At 49.7% G+C, this 18,137-nt stretch carries 16 protein-coding genes; 13 read left to right on the top strand and 3 right to left on the bottom strand.

The window, feature by feature from the left end; translation table 11 throughout:
* Positions 1-121: 121 nt before the first annotated feature.
* On the bottom strand, positions 122-712 hold the full coding sequence (locus tag SACSAC_RS02385; protein WP_037283076.1) for a hypothetical protein: 591 nt from the start codon (positions 710-712) through the stop codon (positions 122-124).
* Between the two features lie 321 nt (positions 713-1,033).
* On the opposite strand from SACSAC_RS02385, the gene SACSAC_RS02380 reads away from it, so the two are divergent.
* Positions 1,034-1,417, top strand: a complete 384-nt coding sequence (locus tag SACSAC_RS02380) for a DUF423 domain-containing protein (protein ID WP_037283072.1) — start codon at positions 1,034-1,036, stop codon at positions 1,415-1,417.
* A 255-nt stretch (positions 1,418-1,672) separates the two neighbouring features.
* Here the strand turns inward: SACSAC_RS02380 and SACSAC_RS02375 are convergent, their stop codons facing one another.
* On the bottom strand, positions 1,673-2,215 hold the full coding sequence (locus SACSAC_RS02375) for a hypothetical protein (RefSeq protein WP_037291833.1): 543 nt from the start codon (positions 2,213-2,215) through the stop codon (positions 1,673-1,675).
* A 378-nt stretch (positions 2,216-2,593) separates the two neighbouring features.
* Between SACSAC_RS02375 and SACSAC_RS02370 the strand changes: the two genes are divergently transcribed.
* From SACSAC_RS02370 to SACSAC_RS02315, 12 genes are all read left to right on the top strand, one after another.
* Complete coding sequence (locus tag SACSAC_RS02370; protein ID WP_037283069.1) at positions 2,594-3,058, top strand: Dps family protein; 465 nt, start codon at positions 2,594-2,596, stop codon at positions 3,056-3,058.
* Positions 3,059-3,363: 305 nt separating this feature from the next.
* Complete coding sequence (sufC, locus tag SACSAC_RS02365) at positions 3,364-4,152, top strand: Fe-S cluster assembly ATPase SufC (RefSeq protein WP_037283067.1); 789 nt, start codon at positions 3,364-3,366, stop codon at positions 4,150-4,152.
* A gap of 32 nt (positions 4,153-4,184) precedes the next feature.
* Entirely contained in the window at positions 4,185-5,486 is a 1,302-nt protein-coding gene (gene sufD / locus SACSAC_RS02360) for a Fe-S cluster assembly protein SufD (RefSeq protein ID WP_037283064.1), read from the top strand.
* On the top strand, positions 5,486-6,706 hold the full coding sequence (locus tag SACSAC_RS02355) for a cysteine desulfurase (RefSeq protein WP_037283061.1): 1,221 nt from the start codon (positions 5,486-5,488) through the stop codon (positions 6,704-6,706). The genes sufD and SACSAC_RS02355 overlap by 1 nt, the downstream gene beginning before the upstream one ends.
* Positions 6,696-7,121: a Fe-S cluster assembly sulfur transfer protein SufU gene (gene sufU, locus SACSAC_RS02350; protein WP_037283058.1), complete on the top strand. Its 426-nt coding sequence runs from the start codon at positions 6,696-6,698 to the stop codon at positions 7,119-7,121. The genes SACSAC_RS02355 and sufU overlap by 11 nt, the downstream gene beginning before the upstream one ends.
* 18 nt (positions 7,122-7,139) lie before the next feature.
* Complete coding sequence (gene sufB, locus SACSAC_RS02345) at positions 7,140-8,537, top strand: Fe-S cluster assembly protein SufB (protein ID WP_037283055.1); 1,398 nt, start codon at positions 7,140-7,142, stop codon at positions 8,535-8,537.
* A gap of 159 nt (positions 8,538-8,696) precedes the next feature.
* Positions 8,697-9,590, top strand: a complete 894-nt coding sequence (locus SACSAC_RS02340) for an ABC transporter permease (protein ID WP_037283052.1) — start codon at positions 8,697-8,699, stop codon at positions 9,588-9,590.
* 11 nt (positions 9,591-9,601) lie between these two features.
* Positions 9,602-10,495: a carbohydrate ABC transporter permease gene (locus SACSAC_RS02335; RefSeq protein ID WP_037291831.1), complete on the top strand. Its 894-nt coding sequence runs from the start codon at positions 9,602-9,604 to the stop codon at positions 10,493-10,495.
* Between the two features lie 34 nt (positions 10,496-10,529).
* Positions 10,530-12,173: a type 2 periplasmic-binding domain-containing protein gene (locus SACSAC_RS02330; protein ID WP_037283050.1), complete on the top strand. Its 1,644-nt coding sequence runs from the start codon at positions 10,530-10,532 to the stop codon at positions 12,171-12,173.
* Between the two features lie 65 nt (positions 12,174-12,238).
* On the top strand, positions 12,239-14,077 hold the full coding sequence (locus SACSAC_RS02325) for a cache domain-containing sensor histidine kinase (RefSeq protein ID WP_245608716.1): 1,839 nt from the start codon (positions 12,239-12,241) through the stop codon (positions 14,075-14,077).
* The gene (locus SACSAC_RS02320) at positions 14,052-15,647 is read left to right on the top strand and encodes a response regulator transcription factor (protein ID WP_051506804.1); all 1,596 of its coding nucleotides are present in this window, start codon (positions 14,052-14,054) and stop codon (positions 15,645-15,647) included. The genes SACSAC_RS02325 and SACSAC_RS02320 overlap by 26 nt, the downstream gene beginning before the upstream one ends.
* Before the next feature lie 246 nt (positions 15,648-15,893).
* Entirely contained in the window at positions 15,894-16,463 is a 570-nt protein-coding gene (locus tag SACSAC_RS02315; protein WP_037283047.1) for a hypothetical protein, read from the top strand.
* A 67-nt stretch (positions 16,464-16,530) separates the two neighbouring features.
* On the opposite strand, the gene SACSAC_RS02310 is transcribed toward SACSAC_RS02315, so the two are convergent.
* Positions 16,531-17,586, bottom strand: a complete 1,056-nt coding sequence (locus tag SACSAC_RS02310) for an HD-GYP domain-containing protein (protein ID WP_037283044.1) — start codon at positions 17,584-17,586, stop codon at positions 16,531-16,533.
* Between the last annotated feature and the right edge of the window lie 551 nt (positions 17,587-18,137).

The following is an 18,137-nucleotide window of genomic DNA, read 5'->3' as shown; positions in this document are numbered from 1 at the left end:
TCCGCAGCTAACAGTATATCATGATCCGAAGCGAATCGGCAGACGAAAGGCCGACGCTGGTGAAGCGTCGGCCTTTTTTGAGAATCGCGCTGCTATCGCTTATGTTGGCAAAAGAGACTTTTTACAGGCCGCCGGCTCCGATCACTGTGCTGAAGATAATAAAGCCGCCTCCGCCGAGCAGGCACAAGCCGTTCAAGACGGTACCGATCACGGCAAAGACTCTTTTGCGCGTCTTGGATACGATACCGACGATGCCCAGAATCGCGCCGACCAGATTCAACACGGCTGCGCCGAGAACGCTGAAAATGAGGACGATGGCGCTAAGCCCGACGCTCATCAGCTGTTCTTCTGTAGCTGAGTTCACGTCGAAATTTACCGTGCTTCCCACTTCGCCAAGCGAATACACGACGCTGAACGCCGAAATGACAAAGACCACGTACAAGGCGATGCTGAGCAGCGAAAGCACGAACGAAGCGATGCCGACTCCGGAATGTTTGAGACGTTCTTGAGGGCGATCGCCTTGCGGATACGAATCGTAAGGGCTGAACGGCGGGTTAACCCGGTCGTCATAACCGCGTCCGTCGGGTTCGCTGCGATACGGGTCTCCGAAATTGTTGTTGGGTTCAGATTCGTTCCGGTAAGGATCTTTGCGAAGATCCGGCCCGTTTTGACGGTCATCTTTGCCGTCGGATGGTGGAAACCGATTATCCATGCTTCAACTCTCCTTTATTTTGGAAGCTTTTACGTGATTACTCTTTCATATTCCGCATCAAAAAGCAACCCTGAATTGCCGACTGTCTCCCGTAATACGCAGCGACTAATCATCTGGTTTCAGTTAAAATACACATCGGAAGCAGGTAGGGAATTAATAAGTATTACCCGGCCATAAGCTGAACGGATCGCGAAAAATAATGAAGTTTTCGCCTTTTTCTGGCCTTTGCCTTCATAACATCCTATAATGAAAGTCGATTTGCAAGGCGAAACGAAGAGCCTGCAAACAGGTTTCAAGTTAAAAAAGGAAAAGAGGGAATGTATGCAGCGGAAAATTGCGATCGTTGCTTGTATCGTCGCCATGATCGGCGTTGGATTAGGGGCTTTCGGCAGCCACATTCTTGGCGAACAGATCGGTGAAGACGCGTTAAAGACGTTTCAGACCGGCATTCAGTATCATTTTATCCATGCACTTGCCATGTTGATTGCGTCTATTGCGATGGGAGTATGGGGCGAATCTCGAAGACTGACCTGGGCGGCTTGGTTATTTTTTGCCGGTATCGTCATGTTCTCGGGCAGTTTGTACTTGCTGAGCACAACCGGGCTTAAAATCTTCGGGCCGATTACGCCGCTGGGCGGAGTCGCTTTTATTGCGGGGTGGATTTTGCTTGCGTTGTCGATGGGAAGCGAAAAGACTTCGAGATAAATTCGTTCAAAACGCTGTCTCACTTGGAAAACCGGAATGAAATTCGAGTAGAGGTTTTCCAAGTTCAAAGGCGTTTTTCACTGAATTTTTCTCTCCGTCTTTTCGCTTCCAGTTACGTTAGGTTTTCTTGAGAGGGTTTATTGAGAAGAAAAGACCGAGTGAACGGGAACGTTCACTCGGTCTTTTCTTTGCGAATATCGTTTGCCTAAATGAAGATGTTGGGAAAGGCGTTTGGACATGCTGATCTTGGAAAAATTACTGTCCGGTCAGCTCGTCGATTTCGTTTAGCGAGAAGCTGTACACTTGTTTTTCGTCAACGTGATAGACGCTCAGCATTTGGGCTGCTTCGTCGAAGTTGAGGATCCGGCACGGGATGCTCAATCGAGTACCCCCCGGTTTATTGACGATCAGGCGAACCAAGCGGTTTTTGCTAATGCTATCCCGAATATCGTCAGGCGTTAAAAACGAAGCCGACGGCGCGGCGGCTACGGGTTGAGTTGCTTTTTGCGCAGCTTTTAGAGCGCTTTCGGCAGCCGCGGCATGTTTGAACTGTAATCCTTTTGCCGAGGAGAGGCCTGCCCTGGATTTTTCAACGTAATTCGTCTTGAGATTGGACAAAGAGGCTTCGATGATTTGACCGAGCTCAAGGCCGGAATTCACGCGAAGATCGACGACCTTGTCCGAGGCGTTGAGAAGTGCCAAAAGGGACTGTAAGGCTTGGGCGTTTGTCGAACCGTCAATCAGAATATCAACATTGAATAAAAATCCGGAACGTTCTTGCGATGTCTTATTGTTCATAATTCCCCCGGTCTTAACCAGTTCAAATTTGGATCCGAGCTTAGTGGAAATCGGAATCCCGCGTCCTTTCATGATACCATGACTTTTGGCATAATCCTAGTCCCAGAGGGGCTGTCACGCCGGGAAATTATCCAGTTTAATGGATGGAAGCGAGCAAGCGTTCTTCTGTGATAAAAGTTACACAACGAAGCAGTGCCAACTCGTCGCAAAACGGACATCGCTTTGAAGGTTCGACTTGTTTCGCCTGATTTTCGTACGGGTAAAAGGTAACTAGAAACGGCGAAAAGCACATGGGTCGCCGCGAGATTTTACCAAATAATCCTTCAAGCCCGCATGTTCGGCGTGACGGATAAAATTTAACGAAAGCAGGGATTAACCATGGATAAAACAAAAACAGAAGCACAAACTAAAACAATTGAGGAAATCCTGAACCGCCAGGTTGCGAACCTGAACGTTCTTTACGTTAAAATCCATAACTTCCACTGGTACGTCAAAGGCGAAAACTTCTATACGCTGCACGTGAAGTTCGAAGAACTCTACAACGAAGTCACGGAGAAAATGGACGAAGTGGCAGAACGCATGCTGACGATCAAAGCCAGCCCGGCCGCTACGATGAAAGAATACCTGGAATTGTCCAGCATTCAGGAAGCAGCCGGCGGCGAAGACTATCGCACGATGGTACAAACGCTGATCGAAGATTTCGCGACTGTAGCCGAAGAGATGCAGGAAGGCCTGGAGTTGGCCGAAGAAGCGCATGACCAAGCAACGAGCGACATGCTGATCAGCATGAAGCAAGATCTCGAAAAGCATATGTGGATGCTGCGTTCGTTCCTCGGACACTAAAAACCGAGTTTACGAAATATTCAATACATGTCCATACCAAGAAAACCCGGTCCGTTTTGGATCGGGTTTTCCTTTTGAAACGTCCGTTTCTCCATACAAATGGTTGCACAACATTCATTATTAACACGATTTAATTTTTAAATGTATGTCGATTCGTTGAACTGTAAAATAAATTCGGGTAAAATAAATTGAGTATCAACGATAATCAGTTTATAATCATTACAAGGTTATAATTATTTTGATTAGAGCGCTTGATCAAAAGGATATCACGGATTCACCATTATATTTCTGGAGGGACGCTGAACATGGCAACTAAATTCGTCATCGAAGGACTCAAAGCTGAGATCGAAGGCAAGGAAATTCTGAAAGGGATCAACCTGGAAATGAACGGCGGGGAAATCCACGCGATCATGGGACCGAACGGTACCGGCAAAAGTACGCTGGCTTCCGCACTGATGGGGCATCCGAAATACGAAGTAACCGAAGGTTCGGCTACGCTTAACGGCGAAGACGTGCTGGAAATGGGCGTCGACGAGCGCGCGCTTGCGGGTCTGTTCCTCGCGATGCAGTATCCGAGCGAAATCGCGGGCGTCACGAATTCCGACTTCTTGCGCAGCGCGATCAACGCGCGTCGCGGCGAAGGCAACGAAATCTCGCTGATCAAGTTCATCCGCCAAATGGAAAGCAGCATGAAGGGTCTGGAAATGAACCCTGAATTCGCGCACCGTTACCTGAACGAAGGTTTCTCCGGCGGCGAGAAAAAGCGTAACGAAATTCTGCAAATGATGATGCTCGATCCGAAAGTCGTGATCCTTGACGAAATCGACTCCGGTCTCGACATCGACGCCCTGCGCATCGTTGCGAACGGCGTGAACGAAATGAAGAACGAAGATCGCGGATTCCTGATCATTACCCACTATCAGCGTTTGCTGAACTATATTACGCCTGACTTCGTGCACGTCATGATGCAAGGTCGTATCGTGAAATCCGGCGGACCGGAACTCGCGGCGCGCCTGGAGCAAGACGGTTACGATTGGATCAAGGAAGAGCTCGGCATCACGGACGAGACGGTCGGACAAGAACAAGAAGCATAATTCAATAAGAAGCGGAAGGAGGAACACCGATTATGACCTTACAAACCATTCTTCCGGTACAGGCCGCGCAGATCAAGGAATGGGCGGAAGCCCGCGGCGAAGCCGCATGGCTGACCGAACGCCGTCTGCAAGCGCTGGAACTGGCTGCTTCCCTGGAACTGCCGAAGCCGGAAAAAACCAAGCTCGACCGTTGGGACCTGAGCGCTTACGGCGCGTTTAAATCGGTTGCCAAAGCGGCATCGAGAGAAGAACTGCCTGCCGCGACGAAGGAATTCATCGAAGAAGGCACGCATAATCTGATCGTTCAGCACAACTCCGGCGTCGTGTACACGGAATTGTCGGAAGAACTGCGCGCAAAAGGCGTAATCTTCACCGATCTGGAAACGGCTGCGCGCGAGCATGAAGTGCTGGTCAAAAAACATCTGGGTACTGCCGTGAAAACAAGCGAGCATCAGGTGTCTGCACTTCACTATGCGGCATGGACAGGCGGAGTCTTCCTGTACGTACCGAAAAACGTTGAATTGGAAGTGCCGCTGCAAGCGGTATTCCTGACCGACGACGCTTCGGCGACATTCGCGCCGCATATTCTGGTCGTGGCCGACGCGAACAGCCGAGTGACTTACGTAGACAACTACGTATCGACGGGACTGAACGGCAAAGTGCTGCATAACGGCGTGGTTGAAGTCATCGCGCTGGACGGCGCGAAAGTTCAATACGCGACGGTTCACCAGTTCGGCAAAGAAGTGACGGATCTTTCTTACCGTCGCGCCCTGCTGTCGAACGATGCGGACATCGAATGGATCGTCGGCGAGATGAACGACGGCGATACGATTGCGGATACGGCAACTTCGCTGAACGGCAACGGCACGCATTCCGACGCCAAAATCATCGCGATCGGTTCCGGCACGCAAAAACTCAACTTCACGACGCGCGCCGTTCACTTCGGCAAATCGTCCGAAAGCGACATGTTTACCCGTGCGGTCATGCGCGAAGAAGCGCAATCGATCATCAACGGCATCACGAAGATCGAACACGGCGCAACGAAAGCCAATGGTCAGCAAACGGAAAAAGTTCTGATGCTGAGCCCGGCTGCCCGCGGTGACGCTAACCCGATCCTGCTGATCGACGAAGACGACGTTATGGCCGGACACGCCGCTTCGGTAGGCAAAGTCAATCCGGAGCAAGTGTACTACCTGATGTCGCGCGGTATTTCCAAATTGGATGCCGAGCGTTTGATCATTTACGGCTTCCTGGCGCCGATTATCGCAGAAATTCCGCTCGAACTGCTGCGTACCCGCTTGCAGCGCATCGTTGAAAGAAAGCTGGGGCAGTAATGAACGCCTCGGTTCGGGAGCAATTCCCGATACTCAACCAGGAAGTGAACGGGCATCCGCTCGTTTATCTGGACAGCGCCGCGACTTCGCAGAAGCCGCGCGCCGTTCTGGATGCGGTACGCCGCTATTACGAGTTGGATAATTCCAACGTGCACCGCGGCGTGCATACGCTGGGCAGCCGGGCAACCGATGCCTACGAAGGCGCACGGGAAAAGGTCGCAGCGTTTATCGGTGCGGCCCATCCCGAAGAGATCGTATTCAATCGCGGGACAACGACAGGTCTTAACCTGGTTGCGGCTTCTTACGGGGATGCCAACGTGAACGAAGGCGACGAGATCGTTCTCACGCCGATCGAACACCATAGTAACCTGATTCCGTGGCAACAGTTGGCGAAACGCAAAGGAGCGGTTCTGAAGTATATCGAGCCGAATCCGGACGGTACGATCGACGTTGAAGCTGCTGCGAAAGTCATTACCGACAAGACGAAGATCGTGGCGATCGCTTACGTGTCCAACGTTATGGGCGTCGTGCATCCGGTCAAAGAGATCGGAGCGCTCGCGCACAAGCACGGTGCGGTTATCGTCGTAGACGGAGCGCAAAGTACGCCGCATATGAAGGTGGATGTGCAGGATCTGGATTGCGACTTTTATGCGCTCTCGGGTCATAAAATGTGCGCACCGACCGGTATCGGCGCTTTGTACGGCAAGAAAGCATTATTGGAGAAGATGGAGCCGGTTGAATTCGGCGGGGAAATGATCGACGACGTCGGCCTGTACGAATCGACGTGGAAAGATCTTCCGTGGCGCTTCGAAGGCGGCACGCCGATTATCGCCGGAGCAGTCGGGCTTGGCGCTGCGATCGACTTCCTGAACGAGCTGGGCATGGATAACGTAGCCGAGCATGAGCATCGCCTTGCTGCTTACGCGATGAACCGAATTCAGGAAATCGACGGGCTGAAAGTATTCGGTCCGCAAGACCGCAAGGTCGGCATCGTAACCTTCAACCTGGACGACGTGCATCCGCACGACGTCGCGACCGTTCTGGATTCTTACGGCGTCGCGATTCGGGCCGGTCATCACTGCTGCCAGCCGCTCATGCGTTGGCTGGAAGTCAGCTCGACGGCCCGCGCCAGCTTTTACCTGTATAATAACGAACAAGACATCGACCGTCTGATCGACGCCTTGATCCGGACAAAGGAGTATTTTGGAGATGCAACTTGACGACCTGTACCGCCGCGTCATCATGGACCACTACAAAAACCCTCGGAATAAAGGCAAGTTCGAAGACGAGGGCGTAACGATAGACCTTAACAATCCGACCTGCGGAGACAAAATTTCGCTTCAGCTTCAGTTGGAAGAAGGAATCGTCAAAAACGCGCGCTATACCGGCGACGGCTGTTCGATCAGCATGTCTTCCGCGTCGATGATGACGGAAGCCGTCAAAGGAAAAACGCTGCCGCAGGCGCTTGAACTTGCCGAACGCTTTTCTTCTTTGATGAAAGGCGAAGACGTGGAGTTCGACGAATACGAAGATATCGAAGCTTTATCGGGCGTCAACAAGTTCCCTGCCCGCATCAAATGCGCGACGCTTGCCTGGAATGCCCTGCGCAAGGGGATCGAAAGGGAAGCCCACTAACGAAAGGGAGGAATCACCATGGCTAAAGAAGCACCGATTAGCGACGAGTACCAATATGGTTTTCGCGATGAACACGAGTCGATTTACAAGAGCGGCAAAGGCCTGACCAAGGAAATCGTCATCTCCATTTCGAAAATGAAAAACGAACCGGAATGGATGCTCGATTTCCGCCTCAAATCGTTCGAGCAGTTCCAAAAAATGCCGATGCCTACATGGGGCGGCGACCTGAGCGAATTGAACTTCGACGAGATTCAATACTACGTGAAGCCGTCCGAAGGACAAAGCAAAACGTGGGAAGAAGTTCCGAGCGAGATCAAGGAAACGTTCAACAAGCTGGGCATTCCGGAAGCGGAACAGAAGTTCCTCGCCGGCGTCTCGGCGCAGTACGAATCCGAAGTCGTTTACCACAATATGCAGAAGGAACTGGAAGACCAAGGCGTTATCTTCATGGATACGGATACGGCTCTTAGAGAGCACCCGGAGATCCTGAGAGAACATTTCGCCAAAGTCATTCCGCCTTCCGACAATAAATTCGCGGCTCTGAACAGCGCCGTATGGTCCGGCGGCAGCTTCATCTACGTGCCGAAAGGCGTGAAGTGCGAAGTGCCTCTGCAAGCGTACTTCCGGATCAACTCGGAAAACATGGGCCAATTCGAACGCACATTGATCATCGCCGACGAAGGCAGCTTCGTGCACTACGTCGAAGGCTGCACGGCTCCGGTCTACGGCACGAACTCGCTGCACAGCGCGGTCGTCGAGATCATCGTGAAGAAGGACGCCCGCGTTCGTTACACCACGATCCAAAACTGGTCGTCCAACATCTACAACCTCGTAACGAAACGCGCGGTTGCGGAAGAAAACGCCAATATGGAATGGGTCGACGGCAACATCGGCTCCAAACTGACGATGAAATATCCGGCTGTCGTTCTCAAAGGACGCGGCGCCAAAGGTTCCGTACTTTCGATTGCCGTTGCCGGTAAAGACCAGCATCAGCACGCGGGCGCGAAAATGATCCACTTGGCTCCGGATACGACGTCGACAATCATTTCCAAGTCGATCAGTAAGCACGGCGGCAAAGTTACGTATCAAGGTCTGGCTTCGTTCGGTCGCAAAGCGACGGGCGCCAAGTCGAACATCAAGTGCGATACGCTGATCCTGGATAACCAATCCACGTCGGATACGATTCCGTACAACGAAATTCTGAACGACGACGTGATGCTCGAGCACGAAGCCACGGTATCGAAGGTATCCGAAGATCAACTCTTCTACCTGATGAGCCGCGGCCTCAGCGAGAACGAAGCGACGCAGATGATCGTTATGGGCTTCATCGAGCCGTTCACGAAAGAACTGCCGATGGAGTACGCGGTCGAGATGAATAGATTGATCAAATTCGAGATGGAAGGTTCGATCGGTTAAGCCGCGAACATTCTGTTAACGAAAACGAAAAGACGAACCTTCGCGGTTCGTCTTTTTTTATTTTATTGAAACCGATCCAATCAAAACGCAATAAATCCAATCATTCTGTATGTTCGCGGTTTTTTCGATCCGTTACTATGGGAACAAAGGAGGGACAACATGTTGGCAAGATTAGTAAAGTATCGGTGGCAGTACATGATGATTCTGCCCGGAGTCGTTTTATTGTTTTTGTTCAGTTACGTCCCGATGTTCGGCATTCAAATCGCTTTTCGCGATTTTCGGATCGGAACATCCATGTGGGAAAGCCCTTGGGTCGGATGGGATAACTTTTCTTTTCTGAAAGAGCCGCAGTTTTGGGTTGTTGTACAGAACACGTTGTGGATTTCGGCATTCAAATTCATTTTCGGTTTTCCCGCGCCGATTCTTTTGGCTTTGATGATCAATGAAATCCGAAGCTCGATATTCAAGCGGTTCGTGCAATCGGTCAGTTATCTGCCGCACTTTTTTTCGTGGATCGTCGTGGCTTACATTTTACAGGCTTTTCTGACGATGGACGGAGGCATGGTTAACGACATGATTCAAAAATCCGGCGGAGAACCGATATTCTTCCTGGGTTCGACCGAGTGGTTCAGGCCCATGGTGATCGGCAGCAGTTTATGGAAAGAAACCGGCTGGAACACCATTCTTTATTTGGCGGCGATTACGACTATCGATCCTCAACTTTATGAAGCGGCAAAAGTCGAAGGGGCCGGGAAATGGGCGCAAATCCGTTATATTACTCTGCCGGGAATTTTGCCTACAATCTCGATCGTATTGATTTTGAGCATTCCGAGCTTGATTACGGTAGGCATGGATCAGATTTATCCGCTCATGAACACGGCAAATATGGCTGTAGCGGACGTTCTTGATACTTACGTGCTGAGAAATGGCTTGCAGCAAGGATATTTCAGCATCGCGACGGCCGTCGGGCTTCTGTCTTCGGTCATCAGTTTGATTCTTGTCTTGGTGACCAATCAAATTTCCCGTAAAATGAATGGCGAAGGATTGTGGTGAAAATGGGGGTTATGCGTTCAAGAAGCGAAAGATGGGCGCAAGTTGTTTTGATCGTCGTCATGCTTTTGATCTGTGCGTCAGTCATTTATCCTTTTCTGTATATGTTGGCGATCTCGTTGAACGAAGGCGCCGATGCGGCGAAAGGCGGCGTTTATTTATGGCCCAGATCTTTCACGCTTGCCAATTACGAAATCGTTCTGGGGAATGAAGTCATTCGTCATGCTTATTTGGTAACGATTGCTCGAACTATTTTGGGAACGCTTTCAAGTTTGTTGATCACTTTGCTTGCCGCTTACGGACTTTCTTATAAAAGGCTTCCGTTTCGCGCTCCGATCATGACTTACATTTTGATTACCATGCTGTTCAGCGGCGGTTTGATTCCTTTATATATTCAATTGAACCATCTGGGCTTGCTGAACACGTTCTGGGTTTTCATTATTCCGGGTATGTTTTCGGTGTGGAATATGTTCGTCATGCTCAAATTCGTCAACGGGATTCCCGAAGCGTTGATCGAATCGGCGGAGTTGGACGGATCAGGACCGTTTCGGGTGCTTTTTTCGATCGTCGTTCCGTTGTCCAAGCCGATGTTGGCCGCGTTGGGACTGTTCACGGCGGTCGGGCATTGGAACGATTGGTTTGCCGGAGCTTTTTACGTCACCGATCAACAGCTGATTCCCGTGCAGACGTTCCTTCAACAACTGCTCTCCGCGTCCGATATTTCGGCGGTCATCGGTTCGAATACCAATCAAGAAGCTCTGGCCCGCGATTCGGCAATGCAAAATATTACGTTGATGTCGATCAAAATGGCGGTAGTCATGGTCAGTACGCTGCCGATTCTGTGCGTTTATCCGTTTTTGCAAAAGTATTTCGTCAAAGGCGTATTGATCGGCTCGGTCAAAGGCTGAACATGGACGATATTCGAAAAGGGGAGAAAAAAAGATGGCATTCAAATTTGTGCGTAAACCGTTGATTGCGTCGCTTTGCGCGGTATTGTTCGTTTTGGCGGGATGCAGTTCCGACACCGGAACTTCGGAAAACGCGGAAAATGAAGGCAAAGCGGCGTTCGATCTTTGGCTGGGATGGGCGGCTACCGTGAACAACAATAGTTTGATCCAACAATATTGGCGCGATACGGACCCCAAAGTCGAAGTGAAAACGGAAGCTGCTCAGGGCGACGCGACAACGGCTTTGAATCTTAAACTCAACACGGGAGGCTTCAAAGACGCGGCTCTTTTCGGAAGAAGTACTACCGTCGATAACGCGATGAGAAAATCCAATCTCCTGATGCCGCTTGAACAATATTTCGATATGCCCGATAAATATCCTAATTTAGCGCAAATTCCGAAAGAATATTTAGAACAAATGAAAGACGGCGAAGGACATATCTGGTCAATCCCGACGTATTTCGATCGTGATCCGGTCGACCCTTGGAAAGGATGGGCGTCGAATTCCTGGTTTGTCCGCAGCGATATTTTGGAGAAAACAGGGTTGAAAGAAAGCGATTTGCAAACGATAGCAGGCATCGAAACGTATTTGGAAAAAGCATCGGAGCTGACTGACGAATCCGGTAAAAAATTGCTTCCGCTCGGAATTTTGATCGATTCGAACGACGAAAATGCCGTGCTTGCCAGCTTTGGCGTCACCACGGCGGCAGCAGGAGGAATCACGCCGGTCAGCGAGAAAGACGGGCAGATCGTTTTCCAATACGAAGATCCCGGTTATAAACAAGCTTATGCGTGGTTGAACAAAGCTTATCGCGAAGGCTGGCTTGATCCCGAATCGCTCACCGACAAAAAAGAACGCTACACCGAGAAAAACAAAAGCGGACGTTATGCGATGAATGCAGGAAGTTTTTGGAACCTGGACGCATCGCTTTGGGAACAACTTAACGGTCCTACGGCTCCGGGATGGTTTTATGCGCCGATCGCTTTTCCGAAAGTTGAAGGCATTGATCGGTTGGGGACCTCGCAAGTCATCAATCCGTATCCGGCCTATGATACTTACGTGAGCAAAAACACAAAAAATATAGATGCTATTTTAAAATTTTATGATTATGCTTTAGGTACGGATCCGGCACAAGGTTTCGCGGTGAGCGAAGGACCCGAAGGAAAATATTGGGGTTGGACCGGCGAACCCTACGGAAAATGGGATTATATCGACGCCGATTACAAAGAAAAACGCAATGCAGGCGACGCGGCCAAAAAAGCAGGGCTTACGCCGGAATTATGGCAAATCACGAATTACGGAAAAGAATGGTACGCATGGTGGAATTACGGAGGAGGAGAATACAAAGGGGCAAGCAAAACGGCGGAATTTTCGGAAAAAATCGGGGAAATGGGCTCGACCCGCGTAGCGGAACCTTACGATCAGGTTAAACCCGGTTCCGGCGGCGCCTGGGAACGATACGGCCCGGAGCTGGAAAGCGTCCGAAAAGAATACAAAGCCAAACTGATTTTGGCCAAAGACGATGCGGAGTTCGAAAAGGCTTGGACGGATTTCAATTCGGCCATGGAGGCCAGAGCGCATTGGAGCGAGTTGAAGCAAGAATGGAATGATACGTATCAAACCATGATCAGTAAATAAAGCGGATATTCGAATTGTTTGGCGTGGAGCATCTTGAACCCAGGAGATGCTCCCTTTTGAATATCGTGCCGATTATCGGGAAAGGAGGAGCCGAGACGTTTAAAAATTCGGTTAATACCCAAATCATGTCCGTATTTCGTTCCATGAGTTTGAAAAGAAAAATCGTTTTGCTGTATTTGTTAATCGTATTCGCGCCTACATCCATCGTAGTAGCCGGGGTGGGCAACTATTTCATCAAAGAAGCCAGATCCAACTATCTTCTCACGGTGCAGGAAGCCTTGAAGCAGACCTCCCAAAGTTTCTCTTTTAAAAAGCAAAGTTATGACCTGCTGGCGATACGCACCGCTTCGGACGGGGAGTTGATCGCAAGGCTGTCGCGAAACTATACGGAACGCCTGGAGCATCTGGACACCATCCGATACGTGGATCGTTCTTTTCAAGGGATGTCCAGGTATTTGCCCGGAATCATCGATTTTCGTATTTATCACGACAATGATTCGCTGGTGCAAGACGGAGGAATCCTTTGGAAACCGGAAGAACGCCTGCTGATCGACCAAACGGAGAAAAGCTGGTACGAACAGAGAAGGGAAAGCAACGAACCGCTTTTATGGCAAAATGCAGGAGAAGATAAATCGAAAATCATCGTCAGCCACAAAATTTTCGATACGAGCGGAGAGCTCTGCGGTTTGGTCTATCTGCTGCTCGATTATAACGAGATTTTCGCCGAAGCTTTTCGCGATCCGTTCGGGGGAGCCGGAGAAGTGTATGCCGTGGATCAAAGCGAGCGGGTCTTGGCTTCGTCCGTTCGAAACGATATCGGCAAACCTGTAACGGATACCGCAATCGAACCTTATCTTCAGGCAGGAGAAGCGGCCAATCGAATCGACGGAAAATGGGTGCTGACGGATGACAGCGATCCGGAATCGAAAATTATGGCATTGCTCGATATCCGTCAGTTGGAGAAGAAGCTCAGACCCACTTTGATCATGGTCGGAATAGGCGGAACACTGCTTGTATCGACGTCCGTTTTGCTGCTGCTGCTTATTTTGAAACAGCTTGTTTGGAGAATCGACAAGTTGGCGGCACGCGTCGGGGATATCTCGAACGGCGTGTTCGAAGCAAAAGTCAAAACCCGCAACCAAGACGAATTGGGAGAACTTGAAGTGTTGTTCAATCAGATGACGGGACAACTCCGAAGACTGGTTCAAGAAAAAACGGAAGCCGTGCTCAAAGAGAAAGAGCAGGCGTATCGAGCTTTGCAATCGCAAATCAATCCCCATTTTATCTATAACACGCTAGGATTGATCCGTTGGCGGGCATTGGATTCGAATGATCAGGTGCAAGTCGATTTGATTGATTCCATGACGACGTTTTACCGGAAAGCGCTTAACAATCATGAAAACGTAACTTCGATTCAAGAAGAAGTCGAGCATGTGAAAGCTTATTTGGACATCCAGCAGCACCGTTACCCGGGAAGGGTCAAAGTCGAATGGGAAATTTCGTCGGACGTCATGAATTTTTACGTGCCTAAAATCATGCTGCAGCCGATCGTCGAAAATTGCTATTTGCACGGCCGTATCGCGCAGCGTAAAGGGGCAACGATACGTATTGAGATTTTCGGTTTCGAGGACAACGTTCATTTCGGGATTTTTGATAACGGATACGGAATCGAATCTTCGAAACTGGAGCAAATCGAAGCAGGCATCTATTCGGGTTCCGGAAACGGGTTAGGCATTTCCAATATCCGAGACCGGCTATTTTTGTATTTCGGGCATCGATCGCGATTGATGATCGAGAGCGAGCAAGACCGATTTACGAATATTTCTATCGTGATTCCGGCTTGCTCCGAACGTCCGCAAATCATACGAGGTGACGAACATGATACAAACATTGATCGTGGATGACGAACCCGCGCATACGGAAGGCATCATGCGGCATATCGATTGGGAAGCCATGGGGTACGCGATGCCTTGGGTTGCGGAAACAGGCGAAGAAGCTTTGGCTGTTTTGAAACAAGGCGCCGTTGACGTGCTGATTACGGATATTTCGATGCCCGGCATGTCCGGCATCGAAATGCTGTCGCGCTGCACGGAAGAATTCGAAGGTTTTCAAAACGTCCAGACGCTGTTGATCAGCGGCTACGACGAATTTCATTTCGCTCAAAAAGCGATTCTGCTCGGAGCCAAAGCTTACTTGCTCAAACCGATCAAGCCGGAAGAATTGAAGCAAAAATTACTTTCATTCAAAACGGAACTCGAAAAACGAAAAGAAGTCCAGACAGAGACGCAGCTGCTGAAAGAAAAAGTGAACAGCAGCATGGACGTCGTACAGGAACGGTTCGTTGCCGATATCATCGAAGGCAAAATTCAGGAAAGCAAAATTCTGGCCTACTGGGCACATATTTTCGAACTCCCGCAAAGCATGCGCAAAGCACGTTTGTTAGTATTCAGTTACCATGCACCTTCGGTCGGCATAGCCGATCCGAGAGAACGAATCGAGTTTGCCGAAGGCTTGGCGAAAATCGTAAAAGTATCATTGGCGAATTTGGAAAAATGTTATATCGGCAAAAACGCGGTAGGCGAAGTCGTCATCTTGCATTTGAACGCGACTCCGGACGAAAGGGCCAAAATCGAAAAACAATTTTCTTTCGTCCGCGAAACGATGCAGCGGCAGCATCAGATCGACGTCTCGATCGGGGTAAGCCGCGAAGGCGATCTGGAAGAATCCTCGGGACTGTATAAAGAAGTCAAGCATATGCTTAACAATGCGAGAAAGCCGGAGCAAGGAGGCGTTTATTATTTCGATTTGCAGATGGCGAACCGTTACCATGATGATCAAATGAGGGAAGACGCTATTCCCGAGATCGTCAAGCTTTTGGAAGAAGGAAAAGGAGATCGCGCGATTTCTTTGTTCCATCGCGTTTTTGAGCAGTCTTTATGCACGGGCAGGTTTTCTTTTTCTTACGTTCAGGCTTTCGCGATGAGTCTTGTGGGCGAACTATCCGGAAAATTCGATTCCAGGGAAGAGCCCGGAGACAATCAGAGCGTAAAAATGTGGCAGCGCATTATCGATTGTACGCAGGAGTACGAATTGCGGGGAGTTTTGCTCGGCTATTTGCATGATTACCTCGAAGCCCAATCGAAAAAAAGCGATTCCGTGCATGCGGCAATCCGAAAGATTATCGCCCATATCGAAGAAAATCATTTGATGCACGAGACGGTTCGCGAATTGGCGGCCCGGTTCCGTCTGAATCCGAGTTATTTGAGCGTATTGTTCAAAAAAGAAACCGGACAGACCCTTTCGGAATTCGTGCAAAACATCCGAGTCAAAAAAGCCAAAGAGCTTTTGGGAAACAGCGAGACGAAAATATATGAAGCGGCGGAGCAGATGGGATTTCAGAATGCAGCTTACTTTACTAGTTGGTTCAAAAAAAACGTAGGCGTTTCGCCCCAGGATTTTAAAAATTACCGATGAAACGAATAAGCTTTATCTGAATTGGCTTATTTTTGCACCGAGAATATTTTAAGGAATAGCTTGAGGTCGCTTTCATCTGGTATACTGAGTAAGCCGAAACCCGATAGTTGTTTGAGTCTGCGCAATAAAGGCCGAAAAAGCTTGATTCGCGGATCGTTTGGCTTACAGCGTTATGTACCCATTGCATATCAGCCGAGCAAAGATGCAGAAGTACATACGCTTCAGATGAAGGAGGAGTATAAGAAAATGAGCTTCATTTCCGTAATCGCAAAAGAGAAATTTATAACCGTGATGAGCGATAATGTCGCCGCCGGTTCGGAACATACGCCACAGCCGGAAGAGCATGTGGTGAGAGTGGGAGATCGCGAGTTTGTGGCTACAGCCGGAGGGGATCGCGAAGCGCGTGCGGTTATTACGAAGCACGTTGAGGATCTGCTGAAGGAAGGCACGCCTTATGACCGTATTTTGGTCATTTTGCAAATGACGCTGTCCGCTTTTTCCGAAAAAAGCAAATCGATCATGACGGCATTCGGCGGCGTGAACAAAGACGGAGACGTCGAAGTCTGCACGTATGACCATAACAGCCGTGCAGAACGTCATTTGAAGCCGCGCGGCAACGAGATTGCTTATTTCTTCCTGGCGGAAGGCGCAGGGAAATACGGCAATCTGTATGAGCTGCTCCAAAGCTATTGGAAAGAGACCGGAACGGAAACGCCAAGTGCCATGATTCAATCCCAGAAGCTGTTGAACCGTTACGTTGCGTCGAAGGACGAGGACGTTCAGGCGTCGACCGTCAAATTGGTATTGAAGAAATAGACCAAATAAAAACACGTGCCCGCTTTTGGCGGATACGTGTTTTTTCTGCTGCAATGCGATAAAGGAATCAGGCTTCGCTATCCGAGAACACTTCTTCGATATCCACGTCGCGTTCGATGGAGAGATCCACGAAGCGGTCGCTGACACGAATAAGAGGCCGGAAAAAGTCGGTGGGGTGATTCATCACGATATAGCCGAACTCCCCGTTGGTCAGCTTTACCTTTTTGTTGATAAAGTAGGGCAGCATGTTGCGAATGAACGTATGCGTAGGTTCGGCGGACAATTGCCCGAAGCTGAGCGAATACAATTCTTTCAGCACGTTGATGAGTTCTTGCTTGTCCTGATACACGCGGTTGCTGGTCATGGCGCTATAAACGTCCGCCACGGCAATGATACGTGACCAGGGATGCATTTCCTCTTCCTTGATTCCGTAAGGGTAACCGCTTCCGTCTCCGCGCTCGTGATGCTGGAGAGCAGCGGTCGCAGCGACCGTGTCACCCAGCGAGTTGCGAATGATTTCATACCCGTTTACGGTGTGCGTCTTGATGATCTCGTACTCTTCGCGCGTCAACCTGCCCGGCTTGTTCAGAATCTCGCTTGGAATGGTCGATTTGCCGATGTCGTGCAGATAACCTGCCTGACAGATAGCGGAAGCTTCATCATGCGGATGGCCAAGCCAGAGCGCAAGGTAGTAAGACAGCATACCGACTTGCATGGAATGAACATACGTGTAGTTGGCGTCCCGGTTCAGCAGCAAAAGTAAGGCCACAGCATCCTTTTGGGAAGCCAGTACATTGAAGAGCGGCTGCATAATGTCCTCAACGAGTTCGCTGTTGAAAGTGCCGGTCGTCATGGATTCGTGGAACAAAGATTCGAACATGAGGACTGCATCGTCGAACGTCGACTTGATTTCAGGGAAGAAGTAAGCGGCTGAGCTAGCATTGGTATAAGCTTCTTCCACATTGGGTTGAACTTCGACATAATCAATACTGTGCTGAACAAGACGGGCGATTTCCGCATCGTGCAGGGCAGTGCCTTTGGCAAGAATGTGCACGCCGTGCCGGTTGAAGGTGTCGGCAAGCAGGCGGTCGCCGGGCTTGAGATCGGTTACGTAAACTTTCAAAAGCGATGTCTCCTTTCTGTAACGAACGAATGCTGCGGAGAACGATGGAGACTGCCGGGGATATCGCTTCCCGTAAGACTTTGTCGTCTCCGAGATCTCAGGTTTTGCAGATCGGCACGATCCGGTCCCTCAATCGCGTCGGCTGAAACGAAACATGGGGCGCGAAGTCCGCTCGAAGACCGGATCAAGCGCATCATGGAGTTATCGCTTCGTTATCTGGGCCGAAATGCGCAGATAACGTCTAACTCGTATATCGGCAGTATAGTTCCGATTTGTTTGCTTACTGCTTTAGTACCTTGTTTTATCTCATGTACGTTCTCAATATATCATATTCCACCCTTAAATTGGAGAGTAATGTACTAGACAATTCTATCACACAAGCACAAAATATCCTTATTTTTCATCTTTTTTTCTAGGTGTTTAATCAACATTTTGGATGCAAGGCAGGTCTTATTCTTTTCGAGTGCCCGGCGTCATGTTAAAATGCTTGCATAGGGCCCGTAAACAGACTTGTTTGTTCGCGGGTATGGCCTTATGATTGAGTGTCAAAA

The organism is Saccharibacillus sacchari DSM 19268, from assembly GCF_000585395.1.
GTDB lineage: Bacteria > Bacillota > Bacilli > Paenibacillales > Paenibacillaceae > Saccharibacillus > Saccharibacillus sacchari.
The sequence above is the reverse complement of the archived record's forward strand: the minus strand, read 5'-3'. Positions and strand labels throughout refer to the sequence as shown.